The 2,839-nt window shown below is 70.5% G+C and carries 3 protein-coding genes; 1 reads left to right on the top strand and 2 read right to left on the bottom strand.

The window, feature by feature from the left end:
* A partial coding sequence (locus WA805_RS29335; protein ID WP_425243943.1) for a hypothetical protein occupies nt 1-860 on the top strand: 860 nt, incomplete at its 5' end.
* Here WA805_RS29335 and WA805_RS29330 read toward each other — a convergent pair.
* Together WA805_RS29330 and WA805_RS29325 are read right to left on the bottom strand one after the other, a co-directional pair.
* Nucleotides 841-1,668 (bottom strand): hypothetical protein, encoded by an 828-nt coding sequence (locus WA805_RS29330; protein ID WP_425238164.1) that lies wholly within the window; start codon nt 1,666-1,668, stop codon nt 841-843. The two genes, WA805_RS29335 and WA805_RS29330, sit on opposite strands and share 20 nt — an antisense overlap.
* 267 nt (nt 1,669-1,935) lie before the next feature.
* Nucleotides 1,936-2,592, bottom strand: coding sequence for an NAD(P)-dependent oxidoreductase (locus WA805_RS29325; RefSeq protein ID WP_425243942.1), 657 nt, complete (start codon nt 2,590-2,592; stop codon nt 1,936-1,938).
* Between the last annotated feature and the right edge of the window lie 247 nt (nt 2,593-2,839).

The raw sequence follows: 2,839 nt of genomic DNA, 5'->3' as shown, positions 1-2,839 counted from the left end.
GCGTCTTCGAGGTCCGCCGGGCTGACGCGGCCCCAACAGTGCTCAACCTCGTCGACGACCTCGAGTACCGCGTGTACGGCCTCGCCCAGTCGCCGTCGCGGAACTCGTTCATCATCGGCATGCTGCTGCCGCTCGCCGACGACGACTCGGCATGGCTCGCCTCGGGGACCGAGTCGTTCCACCGGGAGACCGAGGCCAGGCAGCTCGCCCGGCTGGCGATGGAGATGGCCACGCGGGAGCCGGAACTAGTGTTTCGCAACCCGGAGAAGGTCAAGCAGGGCTGGGAGCACATGCGGCGGGACCGGGAGGAGTTCCTGGCGTTCTTCGGCACCGACGAGATCGTGCTGCCCACGGCCGCGGCCGAAGGGCGGCTGAACGACTACTACCGGCAGCGGCGGGACGTGGCGCTGGCCGCGCGCGGCCGCCACCGGGCGGTCAGCGAGACCGGCGAGACCACGTTCGTGATGCCGGACGGGTTCTTCGAGTTCCGCACCGTCGGCGTCATCTACGACCCGACCGACGGTTTCGTCGTGGTGCCGGAGTACGGGATGCTGCGGGCGATGTTCGCCAACCCGGCGCTCGCGGCCGACCGGGAGCACGCCAGCGTGCTGCGGGCGTACCTGCGCGAGGACTCGATCCCGCCGCTGCCGCTGCAGCGCCTCGCGGCGGCGTTCCCTCGCACCGTCGACGCTGTCTTCCAGCGGGTGCTCGGGAGCAAAAACTTCATTTGGATTCAGAACGGGCCCGGCCTTCTCCGCAAGCGCAAGCCAGGCCACTACGCGCGCGAGCCGTTCCCCGGGGTGGCTGTGCTCAGCGACCGGGTGGTCGAGCTGGCGCGGGCTACCGCTCGGGCGGGGTGAAGTCCGGGTCGAGCTCGATGAAGGCGTCGACCACGCCCATGTAGGCGAATGCCGCGAGCGTCCATTCGGCCGGCTGCCCGTGCAGGCCGGGACCGGGCAGCGGCGCGTTGAGCAGGGTGTCCACCAGGGCCGCCTCCCCGGAGTCGTCGCCGCCCGCGGCGGCGCGTACCTGTACGTTGCGCAGCGCCACGCTCTGCACCAGCAGGCCGCCGGCGAGTTGCATGTGCTCGATCGTCGCGGCCGGGTGGCGCATCCGCAGGCCAAGCTCCGCCGCCAGGAACCCGAAGACCGCGACCAGCGAGTCCCTGGATACCCGTTGTGATTGTTCGAGGGCCGCGGCGATCTTCTGCCGCGCCTCGCCGCTGCGCGTGGAGCCGAGGGTCGCGGACAGCGCCATGTGCAGGCGCCACGTGCCGCTCTCGGTCAGCGCGGCGTAGTTCTGGGCGACGGTGAGGCGGACGATCTCGCACAGCAGCGCGCGCCGGCCCTCCGGGGAGCCGATCAGCTCCCTGTTGTCCTCGACAGCCTGCTTGAGCACGGTGAAGGTCTCGGGGTCGAAGACGGGCCGGTCGTTGAACCAGTTGCCCGCGCCGGCCAGGTAGCACAGCAGGTCGTCGATGTACTCCTCGCGGTACGGCCACATCCGGTACGCCGAGCTACGCGGCACCCGCGCCCGCTGGATGATCTCCTCGACCCGCAGGTGCTCGATGGTCAGCGCGGCGCCGGACTCGATCGCCAGCTCCCGCCCTGCCTCGAGCATGCGCCGCCTGACTTCCTCCGCCGGCACTCGCTCCGGACGGGCAGCCATGACTCTCCCCCCACGTTTCGCGGATTTTCCCCAAAACGAGACATGAACTTGTGTGTACAGGACTACCGTACTTGAGACATTAAATATAGTGTCTCATACGAATGCGCGGATGGGGCGCTAGAGGGGACACCGGGGCCTGTGGGCCCCGGGCGGCCCTTAGGAGGGGGAGGGCCGGGGACCGGCCGGGCGCGGTGAGTCGGCTCCGCGCCCGGCAGGCCTCGATCTCCCGCCCTCTCGCCTCCAATTCAGCCTCGATTCAGCCTCGATTCAGTAGGCGACCGTGAACCGGGTCCTGTGGTGCTTGGGCTGGTCGATCTCGTCGACGAACGCCAGCGCGTAGTCCGCGCCCGAGATGTGAGACCTCCCGGCTTCGTCCCGCAGCAGCACGTCGCCGCCGACCCGGTAGGCGCCCCGCGGCTCGCCGGGGACGTACGAACCGAACTCCTGGGCGGGCGACACGAAGAACCAGTCCACGCCGGTAGTGTCGGCGCGCAGCGCGTCGAGGGTGCTGGCGGCGCTGCCCGCCTCGGGCTTGAAGGCGTCGGGAAACTCCGGGGTGTCGATCAGCCGCGGGCCGCCCTCGGCCACATCCAGCGAGGCCGCGCCGCCGACGACGCCGAGCCGCGTGCCGTGCGCGGCGCAGGCGCGCGTTAGCGCCGGAAAGGCGTCGATCAGCTTGACGTCCTCCGGGGTGGGCGCGAAGCGGATGGAGATGACGATCACGTCCGCCTCGGCCGCGATCCGGTCGACGAGCGCCGCGTCGTGCACGGTGCCCTGGCGGAACTCGAGGTTCGGCGCTTGTGATGCGCCGTCCGGAGCGCCGGACCTGGTGACGGAGATGACCCGGTGGCCGCGCCGGAGCGCCTCGTCCCTGATGGCGCTGCCCGCGTACCCGGTCCCGCCGAAGATGGCGATCGTCGCCATACCCCCTCCTAACACGTCACCCACCCCTAAGCCTGCCTCCAGATTCATGATCGTGGGGAGTTCTCAGCGCATATCGCGGAAATCTCCCCATGATCATGGAACGCGGGGTCGCGTCAGAAGCGGATCGCGATCTCCCGGCCGTCGTCGGCGCGCTGAGCCGGGTCGCTGAGCGTGACGGCGGCGTCGGCCACGACGCGGGCCGCGCTCCACGCCACCGCGGCCGCGTCGAGCAGGTCGTCCTCGGCGG

Source organism: Trebonia sp. (assembly GCF_049794275.1).
Taxonomy (GTDB): Bacteria; Actinomycetota; Actinomycetes; order Streptosporangiales; family Streptosporangiaceae; genus Trebonia.
Note: the sequence above shows the minus strand (reverse complement) of the source record. Positions and strands in the feature narration are given on the sequence as shown.

Coding starts and splice junctions, on each gene's coding strand:
- WA805_RS29330 (WP_425238164.1), bottom strand. CDS start 1,668: ATGGCTGCCCGTCCGGAGCGAGTGCCGGCGGAGGAAGTCAGGCGGCGC.
- WA805_RS29325 (WP_425243942.1), bottom strand. CDS start 2,592: ATGGCGACGATCGCCATCTTCGGCGGGACCGGGTACGCGGGCAGCGCC.